Consider the following 18,086-nt stretch of genomic DNA (forward strand, 5'->3'; position numbering starts at 1 on the left):
TCCCCGAAAATCATAACGGGGGAGGGGCATCGTGAGAGGTCGGCTCATTGGTGCATGGGCGTTCGCTGCGGCGATCGCTTCTGCAGCAACTGCGAGTGCGCAGGACGTCAAGCATTATCGCTTCGCCTATGATCAGCCTCGGAACACCGGCTACTCCATTGCCGGAGACTTGTTTGCCGACAAGCTCAAGGAACTGAGCAAGGGCAGCATCATCATCGACCAGTATCCCGGCGCGCAGCTCGGGCAGGAGCCGCAGATCCTGCAACTGGTCAAGGCCGGTGATATCGATTTCGCGATCGTCTCCTCGGCCAATACGGCGACGATCTCGCCGCAAGCCGGCGTCATGTCGCTGCACTTCCTGTTCCGCAACGAAGCTCACGTGATCAAGGGGCTGGCCGACCCCCAGGTTTTCGAGGCGATCAAGACCATGATCGACGAGACCACGCAGGGCCTCCACGTCATCGGGACCGGGTCGCAGGGTGTGCGCCACATCTACAGCAAGAAGGAGATTCACAAGATCGACGACATCAAGGGCATGAAGATCCGCGTCCAGGCCACCGCGACCGAAGACACCATGTTCCCGGCCTATGGTGCGCAGACGGTGCATATGCCGTTCGGCAGCGTGTACACCTCGCTGCAGACCGGCGTGGTCGACGCGGCGGAAAACAGCATCAATGTCTATCTCGTCAACAAGCACTACGAGGTGGCTCCGGTGCTGTCCATCACGGAGCATGAGGCCAACAACGCGCTGGTTTTCATCAGTGACAAGCTCTGGCAGAGCTTGTCGGCCGAGCAGCGGCAATGGGTGCTGGCGGCGGCAGCCGAAATCAGTGCGAAAGAGCCGGCGAAGGCCTTCGAGCTGGAAAGGACGGCGGCCGCCAAGCTGAAATCGCTCGGCGTCAAGATCGTCGAGGATGTCGACAAGAGGAGCTTCACCACAATCGCCGATCCCTATCTCGACAAGCTTGCGAAGGAGCTCGGCCCGCACGCCGAAAAGATCAAGAACCTGATCCGTGCAATTAACTAAGCCGCCGCGCCAACAACAGGCTTGCCGGCCATTGCCGGGCCGGGAGAATTGATCGGGGAACGACGAGGAAGCGGATGTCCATCGCCGACAAGCTCGTGCTGCAACGGCAGCGTCATCTGAAGTGGCGTAAGCTGGACGCGCTCGAGCTGGTGCTGATGATGCTCTGCGGCGCTCTTTGCTTCGGCTTCTCGATGTCTGTCACTGCCGACATCGTTACGCGCACCATAGGTCATCCCTGGCTGTGGCTGCAGGAGGTTACGTCCACCCTGTTCGTCTATGCGATATTCATTGGCGCTGCGGTTGCGACGCGCCGCAACGATCATCTGTATCTGACCGCGATTGCCGAATCGATGCATGGCGCGCCGCGCCTTGTCGTCGAAATAGTATTGCGTCTCGTCGTGCTGGGCGTCGCGCTGTGCCTGATCTGGTACGGCTACCTCAATTTCCTCCGCGGCTTCGGCAGTTTTCGGTTGCCCTCCGGCACACCGATCGCGTCGCTCTATGTCGTCATACCGCTTTCCGGCGTGCTGATCGCGCTATTTGCCATCGAGCAGCTAGTCAACGGCATTGCCAACGGCTTTGACCGTCCGGAGCTGTTGGAATCGGAAGGTGTGATTTTGCCGCTGCAGACGGGCGCAGGTCGGAGCGATCGGACGTGAGCCCTCCGGTTATCCTCGCGCTTATGTCCGTCTGCTTCTTGTCGTTTGGCTATCTCGGCGTTCCGGTGCCGTTCTCGCTGCTGGCAGGCGTGTTCGTCGGCGCCCACCTCGCCGACGTCTCGCTCGCGGCGATCGTGCAGAAGATCTTCGATGGCGTCGATTCCGAGGCGCTGCTCGCGATCCCGTTCTTTCTCTTGGTCGGCGAACTCATGAGTTCGGCCAATGTCGTGGTCCGGATCGCCAACCTGTCGGTGTCGCTGGTCGGACATATCAGGGGCGGGTTGTCGCAGGTGGTCGTCGTCTTCAGCATGTTCTTCTCGGAAATGTCAGGATCGACCACGGCCGATGTCGCGGTCATGAGCCGCGCGCTCGGTGGACCGATGCGGCGGGAGGGCTATGAGCCCGCGTTCATCGCGGCCATCATTGCGGCCGCCTCCACCATTGCCGCCCTGGTACCGCCGAGCATCACGGCGGTCGTCTACGGCGCGGTCGGCAATGTCTCGATCGCCGGTCTGTTCATGGCGGGCGTCGTGCCGGGCTTCATGATCGGCTTCGGACTGATGATCTACTGCTACTTCTTCGGTCCTTCCGGCTTGCGCAAGCCGCGCGCGCCGCTCCGCCAAGTGATCTTCGCAGGTGCAGATGCGGCCCTGCCGCTGATGATTCCTGTGATCCTGCTCGGCGGCATCTTGACCGGTTGGTTCACGCCGACTGAGGCCGGTGTGGTCGCCGTGGCCTGGATCATCCTGGTCGTCATTCCCGCGCTCAACCGTGGTCACCTGAAGAAGATCCCTTACGATTTCTGCCTGGCGGGGCTGATCTTCTCGCTGCCGCTGATCACCATCGGCGCCGCAAATGCGTTCGGCTGGATGCTCGCCTATCTGCGCGGCGCCATCTTCATCACCGACTGGATCACAGCGATTGCCGGCAACGATCCGCATTTGATCATGCTGTTGATGGTGCTGCTGTTCACCATCATCGGCGATTTCATCGAGCCAGTGCCGACCATCATCATCTTCATGCCGCTGGTCAACGCGCTGACGCAGGCTGGCGACATCAACGGGGTGCACATGGGCGTGGTGCTGATCGCGACGCTCGCCTTCGGCCTGATCACGCCGCCCTATGGGCTCGTGCTGCTGATGGCGTCCAAATTCGTAAACGTCAGTTTCGCAAAAGCGTTGCGCGCGGCGTTGCCGATCTATGTCGTGTTCCTGATCACGATCACCTTCACAATCTATTTCCCAAGCGTTGTGCTGTGGCTGCCCAAGCATGTGATTCCAGAATCGGTCGGCTGCTTCAAATCGCCGGCCGGTACCGGTTACATCTGTCCGAATTGAGTGACGCACCGGCTGGGGTCGTCTATTTGTCCTTACGGGTGAACCTCCGCGTCGCGGTCAGGAACTCGTCGGTGTGCATGCATGCGATGATCGCATCGCGTTCGGCTGCGAGCTGATCCTCGACCGCGCTGGTCGGCGCACGATGGATCAGCGCCTTGGTCGCCCCGATCCCCGCGGGCATGTTCTGCGCCAGTCGCTCAGCGAACGCCCGGGTGGCTGCTGCCAGATCCGAGGCCGGCACGATCTTGGTGACGAGGCCCCATTCATAGGCTTGAGCTGCGGTGAAACTGTCCTCGGCCAAAAAGATCTGCAACGCGCGCCTGACGCCGACACTGGCGACCACACCGATCGTACCACCGCCATCCGGCGAGACGCCGAGCTTGGCATAAGCCGGGGTGAAGCGCGCCTCTTCGGCGGCGATGCAGAGGTCGGCGGCAAAGGCGAGCGACATGCCCGCGCCGGCGGCCGAGCCGTGCACGCTGGCGAGCACGATCTTTGGCATGCGCCTGAGAGCCGCGATGAAGGCATGATAGTGCTGCAGGAGCTCGCCAACCACAGGCGTGATGGTATCCGCCTCCGCCGCGGCGCCGATGGTCTGCAGATCACCGCCGGCGCAGAAGGCCCGGCCTTCGCCCCGCAGGACCAGCACGCGGACCTCCTTGTCGGCCTCGACCCGCAGCGCCAGGCGTTCCAATGTCTGTGCGATGGGCAGGTTGATGGCGTTGAACGCGGCGGGCCGGTTGAGCGTGATGGTGGCGATCGGACCGTCAATCGAAAGCAGCGCGGGTTCGTCGGCGGGCATGGCGTCCGGCATCGGTCCCTCCCAAGGTGTCTGTTGTTGGCCGCATTTAAATCGCAGACCGGGGCGGTGACAATCCCGAGGAAGTTTGCGACAAACCGGCTCGGACGGGCGGGCAAACGCGAGTATAGCGAGTAGGTGCGATGGGGCAGGGAGCGGTGGTAAAAGGCCCGGTGGTGATCGTGGGTGCAGGACATGCAGGCTTTCAGCTTGCGACGTCGCTGCGGCAGGCGGGCTTCGCCGACCCGATCCATCTGATCAACGACGAGGCGCATCTGCCCTATCAGCGGCCGCCGCTCTCCAAGGCCTATCTTAAAGGGACCGGGGGGCCGGAGACCTTGATGTTCCGGCCGCAGAAGTTCTATGCCGATCAGAACATCGATCTCGTCTATGACCGCGCGGTCGCGGTCCATCGCGACGCCCGCAACGTGCTGCTCGCCTCCGGTGCAACGCTCGACTACGGCCACCTGGTGTTCGCGACCGGTGCGCGCAATCGCCTGCTCGACATCCCCAACGCCAATTTGCCCGATGTGCGCTACTTGCGAATCCTGGATGACAGCGAGTCGCTGCGGACGCTGCTTGCCGGTGCTAAGCGGGTGGTGGTGATCGGCGCCGGCTTCATCGGGCTCGAATTCGCAGCGACCGCCCGCATCAAGGGGCTCGAGGTCGACGTGCTCGAGCTCGGCGCGCGGGTGATGGCACGCGCGGTCACGGCCGAGATCTCCGACTACTTTCAGAAGCAGCACGCGGATGCCGGCGTGCGGATTCATCTCGGGGTCCAGGCCACCAGCATCGAGGCAGATGGCGCCAAGGTTACGGGTGTTAGCCTGAGCGACGGGCGGCATATCCCGACCGATCTCGTCGTTGTCGGCGTCGGCGTGCTGCCCAACGTCGAGATCGCGTCTGAGGCCGGATTGCCGGTCGCCTCGGGCATCGTCGTCGATGAATATCTGCTGACCTCGGACCCGCATATTTCGGCGATCGGCGACTGTGCGCTGTTTGCCAGCCCGCGCTTCGGCGGCACGCTGCGGCTGGAGTCGGTGCAGAACGCGACCGATCATGCCCGTTGCGTCGCCGCGCGGCTTACGGGAGACGTCAAGCCTTACGATGGTCAGCCCTGGTTCTGGAGCGACCAGGGTAACGACAAGCTGCAGATCGCCGGCCTCACCACCGGCTATGATCAGGTGGTGCTGCGCGGTGATCCCGCGCAGAAGGCGTTCTCCGCCTTCTGTTACAAGGAGGGCAGGCTGGTTGGCATCGAATCCGTCAACCGCGCCGGCGATCACATGTTCGGCCGGAGGCTGCTCGCGGCCGAAGGCACGATCGACCCCCGCAAGGCGGCCGATCTGAACTTCGATCTGAAGAGCGCGCTGAACTAAACGACGACGCGGCCCCAGGCAGAGTTCGCTGCGACTGGATCAGACCCGGACTTCGAATTCCTGCTTCACCGCATCGATGTCGGCGAGTGTGGGCAGGCCGGCCTCGTTGCCGAGGCGCTGGATCTTGAAGGTCGAAGCCGCGCGTGCGAACTCGAAATGCTCCGCCCAGCGCTTCTCGGGATTGGCGAGGTACGAATAGACGTAGGCGCCGTGGAAGACGTCGCCGGCGCCGTTGGTGTCGATCACACGCTCGCGCGAAATCGGTAGCGCGGGCAGGGTGCGCACGGCGCCGGTCTCATCATACCAGAACAAGCCCTTTTCGCCCATGGTGACCCCCCCGATCCGGCAGCCGCGGCTCTTGAGATAATCCAGCATCTTCTCCGGCGTGAGATCCATCTGCTCGCACAACCGCTCGGCGACGATTGCGACATCGATGAATTCCAGCAACTCATGGGTGTTGGTGCGCAGGCCGCCACCATCGAGCGACGTCAGGATGCCGGCTTCGCGGCACAGCTTGGCATAGTGAATGGCAGCATCCGGCTGGTGGCCGTCGACATGCAGGGCACGGCAGTTGCCGAGATTAAGCTGCGGAAAAGGATGGATATGGGCGTCGTCACGGCAGCGGACGATCGCACGCTTGCCGTCCTTCGGCATGATGAAGGACAGCGACGAGGAATTGACCTTTCGCGGGTGCATCGAGATTCCGTACTTCGCGCACATGTCCTGGAACATGCGCCCCAGCCAGTCATTGGCCAGCGTGGCGATCAGGTCCGGTACGATCCCGAGCTTGGCGCAGCAGAATGCCGCGGTCACCGCATTGCCGCCGAACGAGACTGCATAATCCGATGCGACGTGTTTCTCGTCCCCGGTCGGCAGATGGTCGGTGATGAAGGTGACGTCGATGTAGGTCTGTCCAATAAAAAGCGCCTGCATAAGCTCTTCCGTCGTCCGCTAAGGGGGTGGAATCCGTGCTCCGCTCCCGAATCCGCGCGCATGTCGGGTTGGTCTCTGCGCCGGCTTTGGAAGCAGGAGCATGAGCAAATCCATGATTTCAGTGCGGTTTTGAATTGGAAGCTCCTCAGATGCAAGTTGGGGGCATTACCGATAGGAACTTCAAATTCTCCGCACCAAACCCCGGCGAGCCAGATTAGCAATCGGTCGAGGCGGATCAACGCTGAAATTGTTGGCAGATTCGTTACCACGCGATCGAGAATGACCAGTACAACCGCGGGCCCCCTGCCGGAGCGCCTGCGCGCGCGCTATCCTGAAAGGAGCACAGATTCGAAACCAGGAGCGATCGATGACGGTCTATGCGGGTCCGGTGTTCGACATGGCGGCGAAGCAATTCAATGTGATCGCCGATCATCTTGGCATCCCAAGCGACGAGCGCGACCGCCTGTTGTTGCCCAAACGTGCCATCACCGTCTCCTGTCCGATCCACCGCGACGACGGCAGCATCGCGGTGTACGAGGGCTATCGCGTCCAGCACCTCCTGACGATGGGGCCGACCAAAGGCGGCACGCGCTTCGCGCCGTCAGTCGATATCGGCGAGGTCGCGGCGCTGGCGATCTGGATGAGCTGGAAATGCGCCCTTGTCGGGCTGCCTTACGGAGGTGCCAAGGGCGGGGTGACTGTCGATCTCAGCCAGCTGTCGAAGCGTGAGCTGGAGTCGCTGTCGCGCCGCTACATGCAGGAAATGATCCCCTTTGTCGGTCCGCATACCGACGTCATGGCGCCGGATATGGGCACCAACGAGCAGGTCATGGCCTGGTTCATGGACACCTACTCGATGTACCAGGGCCAGACCGTGACCGAGATCGTGACCGGAAAACCCGTATTTTCCGGTGGCACCCTGGGCCGCCGCGAGGCGACCGGACGCGGCGTGGCCCATCTGTCCCGGCGCGTGATGGACGTGCTGTCGATCGATCCGACCAAGGCGACCGCGGTGGTGCAGGGATTCGGCAACGTCGGCTCCTACGCGGCGCTCGGCCTGCATCTGATGGGGCTGAAGGTGATCGCGGTCAGCGACCATACCGGGGCGCTGCATGATCACCGCGGGCTCGATATCCCTGCGCTGATGGATCATGCGATCAAGCACGGCAGCATTGCGGGCTTCTCGACCGAGCTCGCATTCGACCCGGCGGAGATCCTGACGCTCGCTTGTGATGTTCTGGTTCCCGCTGCGATCGAGCGTGTGATCGACGGCCGGGTGGCCGAAAAGCTGAAATGCCGCGTGCTGGCGGAAGCCGCCAACGGTCCGACCACGCCCGATGCCGACATCGTGCTCGAGCAGCGGCGCAAGGAGATCTTCCTGATCCCGGACATCCTCTGCAACTCCGGTGGCGTGGTGGTCAGCTACTTCGAATGGGTGCAGGATCTGCAGCAGTTGTTCTGGGAAGAAGAGGAGGTGATGCGGCGGGAATATCAGATCCTCGATCGCGCCTTCGAGCACATGCTCTCCCGCGTTCGCGCCGACAATATCGCGCACCGGACCGCGGCGATGGCGATCGGCGTGGAAAAGGTCCGCGCCGCCAAGAACACGCGAGGGCTGTTTCCGTGATCACGGGGCTCGATCACCTCGTCGTCCTCATCGAGGACATCCAGGCCGCCACCGCTGCCTACGAGACCTTGCTCGCGCGAAAACCCTCGTGGAAAAACGCCGACGATGGCGCCGAGCGCGTGCTGTTCACGCTCGACAATATGACCCTCGAGTTGATGGCGCCGTCAGGAGACAGTGTCGCCGCCGATCGCATCCGCAACGTCATCAAGATCTGGGGTGAGGGCCTCGCCAGCATCTGCTTCCGCACCAATGATATCGCCAAGATGCATCGCAGGCTCGACCGGCTCGCGTTGAAGCCGGACCCGATCGTCGAGGTGGACAGCACGGATGCCCTTTCCGGCGCCGCGATACATTGGAAGCGCACGCGTACTGCGACCGATCTGACCCGCGGCGTCCGCATGTTCTTCCTCGAGCTCGGGGCTGAGCGGCCTGCATCGGTCGCTACGGCGGATTCGGTGGTTCTCGGGCTCGATCATGTCGTGATCTCAACCGAGGATCCCGAGCGCTCCGCTGCGCTTTATGGTGCCCGGCTCGGCCTCGACATGGCGCTCGACCGCACCCATCAGGAATGGGGGCAGTTGATGTTCTTTCGCTGCGGCGACCTGAACGTCGAAGTGGTCAAGCGGCCGGTGGCCGGTGGCGATGCGGCGCACGACAGATTGTGGGGCCTGAGCTGGCGCGTCGCCGACATCGAAGCCACGCATGCGCGGCTGCTGGCGGCCGGCGTGCAGGTCTCCGAGCCGCGGATCGGCCGCAAACCGGGCACCCGGGTCATGAGCCTCTACAGCGGCACCTGCGGGATTCATACGTTGATTTTGGAGCGGACGGCGCGGACCGCCTGAAGTGAGAGGTTCCCGAACGCTGTCGTCCCCGCCACCGGGGCTCGCCTTTGGCGAGCCCCGGTGACACGCTCCGGCGGGTAACCCGGTGTTCCAGAGGCGCCCGTAACTGATCGAGATGGCTCGCCGGACCGGATGCCCGCCTGCGTGGGGCATGACGGCCTTATGGCATGGCTGTTTTGATGCTGGCCGCGCTCTATTTCACCGCGCAGGGCACGCTCAGGAATCCGCGAAACCGCACGCGGCCGCCGCGGACCGGCTCGCCGGCGAGCCGGTAGTCGGGAAACCGCGCCAGGAAGCGCGAGATCGCGATTGCGCCTTCGAGGCGCGCCAGCGCCATGCCGGCGCATTGATGCGCCCCGGTGCCGAAGGCGAGGTGACGGTTCGCAGCACGCGTGATGTCGAACCGTTCGGGGTCTTCGAATTGGGCGGGATCGCGGTTGGCGGCGCCGATGCACAGCGTGACGAAGGTGCCGGGCTCCAGCGTGATGCCGCCGAGCTCCACACGCTCGGTGGTGACGCGATTGCCGAGCTGGTTCGAGCTCTCGTAGCGCAGGATCTCCTCGACGGCAGTGCGGATCAGATCGGGCGCCTCGGTCAGCCGCCGCTTCTCGGACGGGTGCTGTAACAGGGCCACCAGCCCGTTGCCGATCAGGTTGGTGGTGGTCTCGTGACCGGCATTGAGCAGGAAGATGCAATTGTGCAGCAATTCCTTCTCGCTCAAGCGCTCGCCATTGCCTTCGCCTTTTGCCTCTCCCTGGATCAGCCGGGTCAGCACATCGCGGTCCGGATTGCCGGGCCGGGCGCGCCGCCGCGCGACGAGGTCTTGGAGATAGATAAGGAACTCCTTCACGGCCTCGTTGCCGTGTGAAAACTGCTCCGGCGACAGCACCGGCTCGAGCGCACCAAGGATGGCGAGCGACCAGTCACGCAATGGCGCCCGCTCTGCATGCGGGACATCGAGCAGATTGCCGATCACCTCCACGGGAATGGCCGAGGCGAAATCGCCGATCAGCTCGAACCGCCCCGTTGTTTCGATTGCATCAAGCAGCCGGTCGACCAGGGCGATCAGCGCGGGCTCCATCTCGGCGATGGCGCGCGGCGACAGCGCGCCCATGATCAGCCGACGGACCCGCGTATGCGCCGGCGGATCGTTGAAAACGAGGCTCGTGGTGTGATGCTCATAGAGCAGGGAGGCGCCGTATTTCGGCGCGAACTCCCGCTTCTTGTCGGACGAGAACGCCTTCGTGGTCTTGTAGGCAGTGACGAGGTCGTCATAGCGCGTCAAGAAGTACGAGCCATTGCGCAGCCGTTTCACCGGCGCGTGATCCCGCAAGGCCCGGTAGGTCGGGTAGGGGTCGGCGTAGAAGTCCGGCGTCAGATCTTGCAGATCGAAATCGGCCGCGAGCTCGCGTGCAGCGGCGGCATTCATGCTGGGGCGATCCTTCCGGCGGTCGATTTTTTGTCAGATGCGGTCGAGCCGCTCGCGTGCATTTTGCACGATGTGGGGGGAAAGAAAAACGGCTGGAATGTTTCGGTTGCAACGCAGAACACCAGGCCTCGCGACTTGGTGTTCTCTTGAGCACCACGCAATTACAATGACTTAGCCGGACGTTGCTCCCGCATTGCGGTATATTTCTTGACAATGGTAAAGTGAGTATTTACTCACGAGTGATGTCGACTTTGCGAATGACTAGCGATCTGCGGCGGCAGTTGATCCTTGGCGCGGCCAAGCGCTGCTTCGCGCGCTATGGTTATGCAGGCACCACGACCAAGAGCGTGGCGGCGGCAGCGGCGATTTCCGAAGCGCTGTTGTTCAAGCATTTTCCGTCCAAGGCCGCGCTCTACGCGGAAATCCTGGGCGAGGAATGCCAGGCCGACCCGGATCTGGCGTTTCTGCTCGGACAGGAGCCGTCGACCGCGACGCTCGTTAAGTTGATGGTCGGAATGGTTCGCCACTTCCTTGGGATCTCCGACGGGCCGAATGATGAGGAAGAGCAGCGGATGCGACTGATGGTCACAAGCCATCTCGATGACGGCGAGTTCGCGCGCCTGCTTTATGCCAGGTTCGCTGATCTGATCGGCGGGATGTTCGTCTCGTCGTTGGAGCAGGCGGTTCGTGCCGGCGACGCAAAGCGCAGTGACGCCCCGCTCGACCTGTTCTGGTTCGCCCATCACACCGCGCTGACCGCGGCGCTGACCCGGCTGCCCGCGACGCCATGTCTCGTGTATGGAAGCGGCGCGAAGCTCGCGCGGCAGCTTTCTGAGTTCATCCTTCGTGGTATCGGGCTTACCGATGCCGCGATTGCGTCCTATCTCGACCGCGAGTTGGCGCAATCTCTGGTTCCACCGGTCACGGCAGAAAGTGCATGACATGAACATCGCGACCGAACCCAAATTGTCCGGCAAGCCGATCGACGACAAGGCGCGCAAGCGGACCCGACCCGTGCTGTGGTTCCTCATCGTCGGCGGTCTGCTGGCGTTGCTGGTCGGCGGCCTGGTCTGGTTCAACATGTTCCGCGACAAGATGATCGCGCAGTTCTTCGCCAACATGAAGCCGCCGCCGATCAGCATCACCGCCACGGTCGCCAAGTCCGAGACCGTGCCGAACCTGTTGAGCGCGGTCGGCGATCTCGCCGCCGTGCATCAGGTCAACGTCACCTCCGACGTCAGCGGCCGCATCACCGACATCATGTTCACGCCTGGCTCCTCCGTGAAACAGGGGACCCCTCTGTTGCAGCTGTATGACGCCCCGGACCAGGGCGATCTCGCCAATTACAAGGCGCAGGCAACTGTCGCGCAGCTCTCGCTGGACCGCGCCAAGCAGCTGGCCTCGCGCCAGTTCGGGCCTCAGGCGACGGTCGATCAGGCGCAGGCGACCTTCGACCAGGCGAATGCGATGATCGCGAAGACGGAGGCGCTGATCGCACAGAAGCTGGTCCGCGCCCCCTTCGACGGCGAACTCGGCGTCCGCAAGGTGGAGGTCGGCCAATATCTGAGCGCCGGGACGCAGATCGTCTCGCTGACTGACCTTTCGGAACTTTGGGCCAACTTCACGGTGACGGAGAAGGACAGCGGCAACCTGCAGGTCGGGCAGATCGTGCGCATCAACGTCGATGCCTATCCGAGCCGCACCTTCGAGGGCAAGATCACCACGATTGAGCCGCAGATCTCGGCCGACACCCGCAATATCCGGGTGCAGGCGACGATCCCGAATCCGGACCATATCCTCAAGCCCGGCATGTTCGCGACCACCACGGTGGTGCTGCCGGACAAGCCGCCGGTCGTCACCGTGCCGGAGACCGCGGTCGACTACACGCTGTATGGCGACTCCGTCTTCGTCATCAATGAGAAGAAGGGCGACGACGGCAAGACCACGCTGACCGCCGACCGCACCTATGTGCAGACCGGCGATCGCATCGAAGGCCGCGCCGTCATCCTCAAGGGTCTCAAGGATGGGGATCGCGTGGTGGCGCTTGGCCAGGTGAAGATGCAATCGGGCGCTGCGGTCGCGATCTCGACCGATCCGGCTCCCCCGATTCCGGCCAAGCCGCCGCGCTACTGAGCCTGGCCTGACTGCTGCTGACCGCGCGCGATGATGCGCGCGGTCGTTGGAACGTCTTCTGCTGAAGAGATTGCCGCGATGAGATTCACCGATATCTTCGTCAAGCGCCCGGTGCTGTCGGTCGTTGTCAGTCTGCTGATCCTCCTGATCGGCCTGCGTGCGGCCACGGTGCTGCCGATCCGGCAATATCCGAAGCTGTCGAACACCGTCGTCAACGTGACGACCGTATATCCCGGCGCGTCCGCCGACTTGATCCAGGGCTTCATCACCACGCCGATCGAGCAGGCGGTGGCCTCGGCCGAAGGCGTCGACTACATCACCTCGTCTTCCGTGCTCGGCACCTCTACGATCCAGGTCTACGTCAAACTGAATTTCGATCCGAACCAGGCGCTCACCGAGGTGCTGGCCAAGGTCAATTCGGTCAAATATCTGATCCCGAAGGAATCCAATGACCCGATCGTCACCAAGACCACCGGCCAGACCACGGCGGTGATGTATATCGGCTTCTCCAGCGAGGAGTTGTCGGGCTCGGCGATCTCGGACTATCTGACGCGCGTGGTGCAGCCGGTGCTCTCCACCGTCGATGGCGTCGCCTCCGCGGATATCCTCGGCGGGCAGACCTTCGCGATGAGGCTTTGGCTCGATCCTGTCAAGATGGCGGGACGGGGCGTATCGCCGAGCGACGTGGCGGCTGCGATCGCGGCCAACAACTTCCAAGCCGCGGCCGGCCAGGCCAAGGGCTACTTCATTGTCTCCAACGTCACGACCAACACCGATCTGCAGAACGTCAGCCAGTTCAAACGGATGATCGTGAAGTCCAAGGACGGCGGTTTCGTCCGCATGGAGGACATCGCGACCGTCGAACTGGCGGCACAAAGCACCGATGCCAGCGTCGCCTTCAGTGGCGAGCGCGCAATCTTCATCGGCGTGCAGGCCACCCCGCAGGGCAATCCACTCAACATCGTCAAGGGCGTTCGCGCGCTGTTCCCGGAGATCGAGCGCAACCTGCCGCCGTCGATGAAGATGAAGGTGGCCTACGACTCCACGAAGTTCATCCAATCGTCGATCGATGAGGTGGAGCACACGCTCGGCGAAGCGGTCCTCATCGTTATCGTCGTGATCTTCCTGTTCCTGGCCTCGCTGCGCTCGGTCATCATCCCGGTCGTGACCATTCCGCTGTCGCTGGTCGGCGTCTGCAGCCTGATGCTGGCGATGGGCTTCAGCATCAATCTGCTGACGCTGCTCGCGATGGTGCTCGCCATCGGCCTCGTGGTCGACGACGCCATCGTGGTGGTCGAGAACATCCACCGCCATCTGGAGGAGGGAAAGCCACCGGTCCAGGCTGCCTTGCAGGGTGCGCGCGAGATCGTCGGCCCGGTCATCTCGATGACCATCACGCTGGCCGCGGTGTATGCGCCGATCGGCCTTCTCGGTGGCGTCACCGGGTCGCTGTTTCGCGAGTTCGCCTTCACGCTGGCCGGCTCGGTGATCGTGTCGGGCGTCATCGCGCTGACGCTGTCGCCGATGATGTGCTCGGTGCTGCTGAAAAGCGCCGACGAAGGTCGCTTCTCCCGGCTGGTCAACCGCGTGTTCGGTGCGATGACCCGCTGGTACGGCCGCAAGCTCGACCGTTCGCTCGATTATCGCCCGGTCACGGCGCTGTTTGCTGTCACGATCCTCGGCCTCGTCGGCTTCCTCTACATGCACGTCTCCAAGGAGCTGGCACCCGAGGAAGACCAGGGCATCGTGTTCTCGATCACCAAGGCGCCGAAATACGCCAACATCGATTACATCAATTTCTACGGCGACAAGCTCAACAAGGCGTTCCAGAAGTTTCCGGAAACCGATCTCACCTTCGTGCTGAACGGAATCAACGGTCCGCAGGGCGGCATCGCCGGCATGCTGCTCAAGCCATGGGACGAGCGTAAGCGCTCGGCGATGGCGCTGAAGCCCTTGGTGCAGGCAGAATTGTCCAAGATCGAGGGCGTTAATGCCTTCGCCTTCAACCTGCCGGCGCTGCCCGGCGGTCCGGGCGGCCTGCCGATCCAGATGGTGATCAACTCGACCAACGGCTTCCAGCAGGTCTACGAGCAGATGACGAAGCTGAAGGATGCCGCGCGCAAGAGCGGGCTCTTCATCGTCAGCGACAGCGATCTTGAGTTCAACCAGCCAGTGGTCAGGGTCTGGATCGATCGCACCAAGGCGAGCGATCTCGGCATCACCATGCAGTCGCTCGGCAACACGCTCGCCGTGCTGCTCGGGGGCAACTATATCAACCGCTTCAACCTGGAGGGACGCTCCTACCAGGTGATTCCGCAGGTGCCACGTGAGAAGCGGTTGTCGCCGGAATCGCTTGGCAATTACTATGTCGCGACCGGCAGCGGGCAGCAGGTGCCGCTGTCCACCGTGATCAAGATCGAGACCGGCACGGACCCGAACGCGCTGACCCACTACAACCAGCTCAATTCCGCGACCTTCTCGGCGGTGCCGATGCCTGGAGTGACGGTCGGACAGGCCGTCGACTTCCTCGAAGGCGAGGCCAAGAAGCTGCCGGCCGGCTTCAGCCACGACTATCTCGCCGACTCCCGCCAATATGTGCAGGAAGGCAACCAGCTCGCGGTCACCTTCGGCTTCGCCCTGATCATCATCTTCCTGGTGCTGGCGGCACAGTTCGAGAGCCTGCGCGATCCGTTCGTGATCATGATCTCGGTGCCGATGGCGATCGTCGGCGCCTTGATCCCGCTGTTCTTCGGCGCCGCCACCATGAACATCTACTCGCAGGTCGGCCTGTTGACCCTGGTGGGGCTGATCACCAAGCACGGCATTCTGATGGTGGAGTTCGCCAACGAGCTGCAGCTCAACGAAGGACTCGACCGCCGCTCCGCGATCGAAATGTCCGCGCGCATCCGGCTGCGGCCGATCCTGATGACGACGGCGGCCATGGTCACCGGCCTGATTCCGCTGTTGACCGCATCCGGCGCCGGTGCGGCAAGCCGCTTCTCGATCGGCCTCGTCGTCGTCGCCGGCATGTCGATCGGCACGCTGTTCACGCTGTTCGTGCTGCCGATGGTCTACACCGTCATTGCCACCGACCACCAGGCGGCCGCGAAATCGAAGCGCGCCCAGGAAATCAAGGAGTTCGACGCCGAACCATCGCATGCGCTGAAGGCGAGCTGAGTTAGGTCGCATTCCACATTCCGCTGTCATCGCCCGGCTCGACCGGGCGATCCAGTATTCCAGAGACGCCAATGATTCCCCGAGAGGCCGCGGCGTACTGGATTCCCCGCCTTCGCGGGGAATGACGCCTGGGGTATAGCGACGCCAATGCCTCATCCTCAAAGACAACATCGCCCGCTCCCGCGACGCACGGCGCCCGAGTTGTGCTGATTTCATCGCCCTCGAATATCGAGAGGGCGCAGGGAAGGCCGGGTGCCGACCGCACCCATGGTCCGCGTGCAACAGAAAGCACGCGGCAGAACCACAGGTGACAGCCGAACATCCGGCCTTCCCTGCGCGATGGTTTACCGGCTTATACGTGATCTCCCCGGGGACCGGCTTGATTGCCCCCGTCGCCCGCAAATGCTCGTCATGAACATCGCGGCCTTAGCGCCAGCACCGGGGCGCCAGGACCACACGACTTCGCCGTCCACGACAGCCCGTTCGTCTGCGAAGCCAAAGCTCCGCTGCGCGCTGCCGCGTCCACCGCATCCCGCGCTCCACGTCCGTGACGATCGCGATACGCCCCTCTCATCGAGGCGGGACGGGCGGAAATCTGGACCTGATTTGCCCGACGAGGCAAGCGCGCAAGCCTGCGACAAACTAACACGACGGGCAATTCGCACAGGGCAGCGATGTGCTGATTGCCCGTCGGGCAGTCCCACGCACACTGTCGTCCCTGCGAACGCAGGGACCCAGAACCACAGGCGCATAGGTTGGAGTGAGCTGGAGTTCCAGCCCTCGTTCAATGAGCTGCGGTGGATATGGATCCCGGGTCTGCGCTTCGCTTGCCCGGGACGACGGCGGTGTGTGTTGCGAGAACTCTTGCCGGAAGCGGCATATGACGGAGAACTTGTAGTTCGCGAGCTTATCTATCCTGCTGCGGATCGAGCGCGTCGCGGAGGCCGTCGCCGACCAGGTTGAGCGAGAACACGACCAGGAAGATCGCGAGCCCCGGCCAGATCGCCATCCAGGGCGCGTTGGTGAGGAAGCGCTGCGCGGCGTTCAGCATGCTGCCCCAGGAGGGATACGGCGGCTGCTGGCCGAGGGCGAGGAAAGAGAGCGCAGCCTCGGCGATGATTGCGGCTGCCATCGACAGCGTTGCTTGCACGAGCAAGGGCGGCATGATGTTGGGCAGGATATGTCCGACCGCAATCCGCAGGTCCGAATCGCCGACGCTGCGCGCCGCTTCGATATACTCCTCGACCTTCACGCTCATCACCTGGCCGCGGGTCAAGCGAACGAAGATCGGCGTCGTCGAAATGCCGATTGCGATCATCGCATTGGCCAGGCTCGGCCCCAGGAAGGCGGCGAGCGCGATCGCCAGGATCAGGAACGGGCAGGCCAGCATGGCATCCGTCAGCCGGCTGATCAACTCGTCCAGTGCGCCGCCGACGTAGCCGGAAAGCAGTCCAAGCGGGACGCCGATCATGAGTGCGATGCTGACCGAGACTGCACCGGCCGTCAACGAGGCGCGCGTACCATAGATGACCCGCGCCAGCACGTCGCGGCCGAGATCGTCGGTGCCGAACCAGTGCGCGGCCGATGGCGCCTTGCGGACCAGCGCCCAGCTGGTCTGGATGGGATCGTAGGGCGCGATCAGGGGGGCGAAGGCGGCAAGCACGATGAAGAGCCCGATGACGGTGAGGCCGACCACCGCGCCCTTGCGCTTCAGCAGGCGCCGCAAGGCACGGCGGGCCGGGCTCTCCAGGGCGCTCTGATCGCCCGTCGCGCGCGAGGCGAGTGCAACGTCCGCCATCTCAGCTCCTCAGCCGCGGATTGACGAGGACATAGGCGATGTCGGCGACCAGATTGAGCGTGATGTAGACGGTCGCCGTCACCAGGACCACGCCTTGCACCACCGCGTAGTCGCGATTGAACACGGCATCGACGATCAGCTTGCCGAAGCCCGGAATCGAAAAGATTTGCTCGGTCAGCACCGCGCCCGACAAAAGCGTGCCGAGTTCGAGCGCGCCCAGCGTGATCACTGGCGTCAATGCATTGCGCAGGGCATGATTGAGGATCACGCTGCTTTCGGACAGGCCCTTCGCGCGCGCGGTGCGGACATAATCGCTTTCCAGCACCTGCAGCATCGCGCTCCTGGTATGGCGCATCAGGATCGCGGCGATAGCGTTGCCCAGCACGAAGGCCGGCATGATGGTGGAGGCGAGGCTTGCGCGCCAATCCTCGGTCAGCGGCACATAGCCGGAAGCGGGCAGCCAGCCGAGCTTGATCGAGAACAGGAAGATCAGCATGATGCCGAGCCAGAAGTTCGGGGTCGAGATGCCCCACAGCGCAAACAGGTTGGCGCCATAGTCCCAGGCGGTGCCTTGCTTGACCGCGGAGATGATGCCGGCGGGGATCCCGATCAGGAAGGCGATAACGATCGCCATCGAGGCGAGCTGCAAGGTGACGGGCAGCTTCTGTACGATCAGGTCGCGCACCGGCACTTTCACCCGCAGCGACTCGCCGAGATCGCCCGTGAGCACACCCTTCACCCAATAGGCATATTGCACCGGGATCGGCTGATCGAGCCGGTACTGTTTCCGGATCTGCTCGATCACGGCGGGATCGCGCTCCTCGCCGGCCATCACCAGCGCGGGATCGCCCGGCAGCAATTGCTGCAGCGAGAAGATCAGGATCGACACGAAGACCAGCGTCGGCACGATCTGCATGAGGCGACGGGCGAGAAAGGTCAGCATGGC

14 protein-coding genes are annotated in these 18,086 nt (G+C 63.2%); 9 read left to right on the top strand and 5 right to left on the bottom strand.

All coding sequences use genetic code 11. The annotated features are described in order from the left end of the window. The first annotated feature begins 31 nt into the window (after window positions 1-31). The 3 genes from ACQR1W_RS24595 (at window position 32) to ACQR1W_RS24605 (ending at window position 3,023) form a co-directional block, all read left to right on the top strand. On the top strand, window positions 32-1,027 hold the full coding sequence (locus ACQR1W_RS24595) for a TRAP transporter substrate-binding protein (protein ID WP_434853215.1): 996 nt from the start codon (window positions 32-34) through the stop codon (window positions 1,025-1,027). A gap of 74 nt (window positions 1,028-1,101) precedes the next feature. After that, complete coding sequence (locus tag ACQR1W_RS24600) at window positions 1,102-1,686, top strand: TRAP transporter small permease (protein ID WP_434853216.1); 585 nt, start codon at window positions 1,102-1,104, stop codon at window positions 1,684-1,686. Beyond that, window positions 1,683-3,023, top strand: a complete 1,341-nt coding sequence (locus tag ACQR1W_RS24605; protein ID WP_434853217.1) for a TRAP transporter large permease — start codon at window positions 1,683-1,685, stop codon at window positions 3,021-3,023. The genes ACQR1W_RS24600 and ACQR1W_RS24605 overlap by 4 nt, the downstream gene beginning before the upstream one ends. 22 nt (window positions 3,024-3,045) lie before the next feature. Here the strand turns inward: ACQR1W_RS24605 and ACQR1W_RS24610 are convergent, their stop codons facing one another. Continuing rightward, window positions 3,046-3,837, bottom strand: coding sequence for an enoyl-CoA hydratase/isomerase family protein (locus ACQR1W_RS24610; protein ID WP_434853218.1), 792 nt, complete (start codon window positions 3,835-3,837; stop codon window positions 3,046-3,048). A gap of 128 nt (window positions 3,838-3,965) precedes the next feature. Here ACQR1W_RS24610 and ACQR1W_RS24615 point away from each other — a divergent pair, with 128 nt between their 5' ends. Further along, window positions 3,966-5,201, top strand: coding sequence for an NAD(P)/FAD-dependent oxidoreductase (locus ACQR1W_RS24615; protein ID WP_434853219.1), 1,236 nt, complete (start codon window positions 3,966-3,968; stop codon window positions 5,199-5,201). 39 nt (window positions 5,202-5,240) lie between these two features. Here the strand turns inward: ACQR1W_RS24615 and ACQR1W_RS24620 are convergent, their stop codons facing one another. After that, window positions 5,241-6,134 (bottom strand): sugar kinase, encoded by an 894-nt coding sequence (locus ACQR1W_RS24620; RefSeq protein ID WP_434853220.1) that lies wholly within the window; start codon window positions 6,132-6,134, stop codon window positions 5,241-5,243. 367 nt (window positions 6,135-6,501) lie between these two features. Between ACQR1W_RS24620 and ACQR1W_RS24625 the strand changes: the two genes are divergently transcribed. Next, window positions 6,502-7,761 (top strand): Glu/Leu/Phe/Val family dehydrogenase, encoded by a 1,260-nt coding sequence (locus tag ACQR1W_RS24625; RefSeq protein ID WP_434853221.1) that lies wholly within the window; start codon window positions 6,502-6,504, stop codon window positions 7,759-7,761. Continuing rightward, window positions 7,758-8,603 (top strand): VOC family protein, encoded by an 846-nt coding sequence (locus ACQR1W_RS24630; protein ID WP_434853222.1) that lies wholly within the window; start codon window positions 7,758-7,760, stop codon window positions 8,601-8,603. The genes ACQR1W_RS24625 and ACQR1W_RS24630 overlap by 4 nt, the downstream gene beginning before the upstream one ends. A 193-nt stretch (window positions 8,604-8,796) precedes the next feature. Here ACQR1W_RS24630 and ACQR1W_RS24635 read toward each other — a convergent pair whose 3' ends face one another. Then, the gene (locus ACQR1W_RS24635; RefSeq protein ID WP_434853223.1) at window positions 8,797-10,032 is read right to left on the bottom strand and encodes a cytochrome P450; all 1,236 of its coding nucleotides are present in this window, start codon (window positions 10,030-10,032) and stop codon (window positions 8,797-8,799) included. A 257-nt stretch (window positions 10,033-10,289) separates the two neighbouring features. On the opposite strand from ACQR1W_RS24635, the gene ACQR1W_RS24640 reads away from it, so the two are divergent. From ACQR1W_RS24640 to ACQR1W_RS24650, 3 genes are all read left to right on the top strand, one after another. After that, on the top strand, window positions 10,290-10,973 hold the full coding sequence (locus ACQR1W_RS24640; RefSeq protein WP_434853455.1) for a TetR/AcrR family transcriptional regulator: 684 nt from the start codon (window positions 10,290-10,292) through the stop codon (window positions 10,971-10,973). A gap of 1 nt (window position 10,974) precedes the next feature. Continuing rightward, the gene (locus ACQR1W_RS24645) at window positions 10,975-12,165 is read left to right on the top strand and encodes an efflux RND transporter periplasmic adaptor subunit (protein WP_434853224.1); all 1,191 of its coding nucleotides are present in this window, start codon (window positions 10,975-10,977) and stop codon (window positions 12,163-12,165) included. A 78-nt stretch (window positions 12,166-12,243) separates the two neighbouring features. Next, a complete protein-coding gene (locus ACQR1W_RS24650) occupies window positions 12,244-15,342 on the top strand; it encodes a MexW/MexI family multidrug efflux RND transporter permease subunit (protein ID WP_008967150.1) in 3,099 nt (1,032 codons plus the stop codon). Between the two features lie 907 nt (window positions 15,343-16,249). On the opposite strand, the gene ACQR1W_RS24655 is transcribed toward ACQR1W_RS24650, so the two are convergent. After that, entirely contained in the window at window positions 16,250-17,140 is an 891-nt protein-coding gene (locus ACQR1W_RS24655) for an ABC transporter permease (RefSeq protein ID WP_434853225.1), read from the bottom strand. Window position 17,141: 1 nt separating this feature from the next. Further along, window positions 17,142-18,083, bottom strand: coding sequence for an ABC transporter permease (locus ACQR1W_RS24660; RefSeq protein ID WP_434853226.1), 942 nt, complete (start codon window positions 18,081-18,083; stop codon window positions 17,142-17,144). Between the last annotated feature and the right edge of the window lie 3 nt (window positions 18,084-18,086).

Origin of the sequence: Bradyrhizobium sp. HKCCYLS1011, assembly GCF_051167795.1 — a bacterium.
Taxonomy (GTDB): domain Bacteria; phylum Pseudomonadota; class Alphaproteobacteria; order Rhizobiales; family Xanthobacteraceae; genus Bradyrhizobium.

Bases quoted from the DNA above. Each gene is read 5' to 3' on its own strand.
- ACQR1W_RS24600 (WP_434853216.1), top strand. From the start codon at position 1,102: ATGTCCATCGCCGACAAGCTCGTGCTGCAACGGCAGCGTCATCTGAAG.
- ACQR1W_RS24610 (WP_434853218.1), bottom strand. From the start codon at position 3,837: ATGCCGGACGCCATGCCCGCCGACGAACCCGCGCTGCTTTCGATTGAC.
- ACQR1W_RS24615 (WP_434853219.1), top strand. From the start codon at position 3,966: ATGGGGCAGGGAGCGGTGGTAAAAGGCCCGGTGGTGATCGTGGGTGCA.
- ACQR1W_RS24620 (WP_434853220.1), bottom strand. From the start codon at position 6,134: ATGCAGGCGCTTTTTATTGGACAGACCTACATCGACGTCACCTTCATC.
- ACQR1W_RS24625 (WP_434853221.1), top strand. From the start codon at position 6,502: ATGACGGTCTATGCGGGTCCGGTGTTCGACATGGCGGCGAAGCAATTC.
- ACQR1W_RS24635 (WP_434853223.1), bottom strand. From the start codon at position 10,032: ATGAATGCCGCCGCTGCACGCGAGCTCGCGGCCGATTTCGATCTGCAA.
- ACQR1W_RS24640 (WP_434853455.1), top strand. From the start codon at position 10,290: ATGACTAGCGATCTGCGGCGGCAGTTGATCCTTGGCGCGGCCAAGCGC.
- ACQR1W_RS24645 (WP_434853224.1), top strand. From the start codon at position 10,975: ATGAACATCGCGACCGAACCCAAATTGTCCGGCAAGCCGATCGACGAC.
- ACQR1W_RS24650 (WP_008967150.1), top strand. From the start codon at position 12,244: ATGAGATTCACCGATATCTTCGTCAAGCGCCCGGTGCTGTCGGTCGTT.
- ACQR1W_RS24655 (WP_434853225.1), bottom strand. From the start codon at position 17,140: ATGGCGGACGTTGCACTCGCCTCGCGCGCGACGGGCGATCAGAGCGCC.
- ACQR1W_RS24660 (WP_434853226.1), bottom strand. From the start codon at position 18,083: ATGCTGACCTTTCTCGCCCGTCGCCTCATGCAGATCGTGCCGACGCTG.